The organism is Agromyces binzhouensis, assembly GCF_004135055.1.
GTDB lineage: Bacteria > Actinomycetota > Actinomycetes > Actinomycetales > Microbacteriaceae > Agromyces > Agromyces binzhouensis.
The window spans coordinates 1-3,507 of record NZ_SDPL01000340.1; the positions used below are offsets into that span (position 1 = coordinate 1).

The 3,507-nt window shown below is 74.5% G+C and carries 1 protein-coding gene and 1 pseudogene; one reads left to right on the forward strand and one right to left on the reverse strand.

Annotated features, from left to right (window positions below):
* Positions 1 to 176, reverse strand: a pseudogene (locus tag ESO86_RS20180) (SAM-dependent methyltransferase); the annotation flags it as partial.
* A gap of 103 nt (positions 177 to 279) precedes the next feature.
* On the opposite strand from ESO86_RS20180, the gene ESO86_RS13755 reads away from it, so the two are divergent.
* Positions 280 to 3,306 (forward strand): patatin-like phospholipase family protein, encoded by a 3,027-nt coding sequence (locus ESO86_RS13755; protein ID WP_129235517.1) that lies wholly within the window; start codon positions 280 to 282, stop codon positions 3,304 to 3,306.
* The last annotated feature ends 201 nt before the right edge of the window (positions 3,307 to 3,507 follow it).

A 3,507-nucleotide genomic window follows, 5' to 3' on the forward strand; every position in this document is an offset into this window, starting at 1 on the left:
GCGCCGAGCGCGAGCGCCCCGTACGCGTCGTCGATGACGACGACCGAGCCGCGCGCGGGCGCGGCGTCGGCGAGCGCGGACGCCGCCTCGTCGAGGATCAGCCGGTCCGCGGCATCCGCCGCTGCCAGCCCCGGCGCCTCGAGGTCGGGATACCGGCGGAGCGCATCGAAGTCCACGCCGGAACCCTACCCGCGCCGCGTCCGGGAATCTCCCCCGAACGGGGCGCACGGCGGTCTCCGCAACCGGACTATCGTCGCGCCTGAGCCGGGGAGGGGAACCATGGCCGTCGTCGTCGAGCCAGCACCGACGGGGACCGCCGTCGGCCTCTCCGACTGGGTGGCGGCCCACCGTGCGCGTGCCGCGCACGTGCTCACCGCCGCGATCGTCGTGCTGGGCGCGCTCATCGCCCTCTCCGAGATCGACCGCCTCATCGCGGGCGTCCTGACGTCGGACGGGCGCAGTTCACCGCTCGGGAGCGTCATCGGGCCGCTCGCCCTCACCGGATCGGACGCGTGGACGGACTGGGCCTCGACGGCGATCTCCGCCTCGATCGGCGGGTGGGTGGCGGCATCCGTCCTCATCGACGGGGTCTTCATCGGCGCGTACGCCTGGATCGTCGTCCACGTGCTGCGGCGGATGGGGCTGGCGCGGCCGCGTCGACTGGCCGGGACCACGCTGCTCGTGCTCCTGGTCGTGGAGGCCCTCGAGGGCGCGGCGCTCCTCGTCGGCGCGGCGGCGCTCGTCGGATGGCCGTTCGGTCCCGCGGCCTCGGCGGCGCTCCTGACCGGTGGTCCGCAGCTCGCCTGGGTCGTCGCCGCGCTGGCCACGGCGAAGTGGATCACCGTGATCCTGCTCGCCGTCTTCGTCTTCCGCGATGCATCGGCCCGACGCACGATCGGCGTCTGGATCCGGCGACTGGCCCAGGCGGTGTGGCTGCACCGGCTCTCCGCCGTGCTCGTCGTCGCGCTGTTCGTGCTCACGTGCATCCCGACGGACGGCGTGCTCGACCAGCTGCCCGACCTGCAACGGCAGTGGGTGCCGCTCGACGCCGACTCGACGCGCCATGTCGCCGTCGCCCTGGCATCCGTCGGGATCGCGGTCGCCTGCGCCTACGTCCTCGGTCGCGCGCGGACGCGTGCACTGGCATCCGCCGTCATGGGCTTCGACGTCCGGACCGTCCCGTCGAAGCGGTCGCACGCGCTCTGGTGGTGCGCCCCGATCGCCGTCTGGCTGCTGCTCTGGCTCGCCACGGGGTCGGCCGGAGGCTCATGGCTGCCCGGGTGGTCCGCCGTGGCCTTCCTCGTCGTCCCGGCGGTCGTCATCGCGAGTTACCTGCTCCGACCGGATGCCGCGTGGCCCGTGCGGCGACGGCCCGACCGGCTCGACCGGGCGAGGTGGGCCTGGCTCACCGGCGACGCGATCGCCGTGTCGATCGCGTCGATCGCGGGCCTCGGGCTCGTGCGCTCGTTCACGGCACCGGTGTTCGCAGGATGGGACCTGCCCCTGCTGGACGCGTGGGCGTATCCGATGTCGGTCGTGCTCCTCGTCGCAGGCGCGGCGATGGCGGTGCTGGCGCCGCTGCTGCTGCGCGGGAACCCGACGGTCGCACGCCTGCTCGACCCGCAGGTCAGGGTGGACGAGGACGCCCCCGACCGGGGACTCAGGCTCCGGCACCGCCGGCTCGTCCTCGGGTTCTTCCTCGCCGGGCTCCTGGTGCTCGCGATCACCGGTGTCTGGCCCGTGCAGTTCGCGGCGTTCGCCGGCGCCCCGGCACTCGCCGTCCTGCTCCTCACGACCTGGGGTGCGGTGCTCGGCTCGTTCACGGTCGCCGTGCAGGAGCACCCGCCGGCGCCGGTCTTCCGGTTCCTGCGGCTCCGCGCCGACCCGGTGCTCACGCTCGCGATCGTCGTCCCGCTGGTGTGGGCGATCGTCGCGGCGGCGATCCATGCCGACGATCCGGCGCTCCACGCGACGCGCACCGGATCGCCGGCCGCCGCGTCGGAGACCGGGACGGACGGCGACGCCTTCGAGACGCAGGTGGACGCGCGCATCCGCGCCCTCGCCGCCGGCGGATGCACCGCGACGGTCGGCGGCACGACCTTCACCCCTGCACTGCTCGTCGTCGCCGAGGGCGGCGGGATCAGGGCCGCGTACTGGACCGCGCGCGCCCTCGAGGAGCTGGGTGCCGACGGCGAGTGCCTGGGGCGATCGGTCCTGGTCTCCAGCGGCGTGAGCGGTGGATCGGTCGGGCTCGCGGTCACCGCGATCGACCGGCAGGGGAGCGAGGAACTCGTCCAACTCGCCGGCCCGGACGCCGTCTCGACCGGGACCGCAGCCCTCATCGTGGGCGACCTCGTCGCGTCGACCACCGGGCTGAGGTTCCCCTCGGTGCTCGACGGGAGCGCCGAGTGGCGGGACCGGGCCTCCCTGATCGAGCACGTATGGGTCGGCGACGTCGCGGGCCTGCGGAGGCAGGTCGTGCTCGGGGCGTCCCCGAGGATCGGGATCCCGGTGCTGAACTCGACGGACGTGCGGTCGAAGTGCAAGGTCCTCGTGTCGAACGGGGTCGCCACGGACCCGTCCGTGTCGGCCGGCGCCACCTCGGCCGGGTGCGACACGGCGGCGACCGCCCCGGCGGCGAGCCTCCCGGTGTCGGCCGCGTGCTTCGCCGGGATGGAGTGGGCGACGGCGGCGATGCTGTCCGCGCGCTTCCCGGTGATCACGCCGGCCGCGCGGATCGAGCCGGGCGGTGCATGCGGCGAGGACGGCATGCAACTCGTCGACGGCGGATACGCGGAGGGCTCGGGACTCGGCACCGCAGCCGACCTCGCTCCGGTGCTCGCCGACCGGATCTCGGTGTGGAACGAGGGCGACGGCGCCGGCGGCCCACCCGTGGTGCCGATCCTCGTCTACCTGAAGAACTCCGGCGGCTACGACCTCCGCCAAGACCTCGAGGGCGTCGCCGCCGAACCGCTGGTGCCGCTCGTCGGCGCGGCAGCGCTCTCGAAGAGCGGAACCGAGCAGGTGCTCCGCCAGCGCATCTCCGCGGCGTTCCGCACGATCGGCGAGCCGGATGATCCGAGCGGCGACGCGATCGCCGCGGCCCGGGGAGTCCTTCCGGGACTCACCGTGGTCGTGGCACCGTCGACCGAGCCGGCGGTCGTCCCGCCCCTCGGCTGGGCGCTCAGCGGGTTCAGCATCGGAAGCCTCGAGCGCGGCATCGAACGTCAACTGCGGGAGCCGGACCCGGACGCAGGCGACGGCGCCCCGCCCACGTTGCGCACGCTGCTCGACCTCACCGGCTGAGGTCGCACCGATAGCGGCCGTCAGGGAGGTTTGCTAGCCTCGGCCCCCGAATGCGAGACATGGCGGGGCCACCGGGGGAGCGCCGCGCGGCGAGGGGATCGTCCACGCGGCGTCCGTCGTCTGCGCCGTCCGGACGTCGCCGGGCCGCTGCGCCGCCGCGAACGGGCGGATCATCCGTGCGCCCGCGCCGTCGTCGCCTCG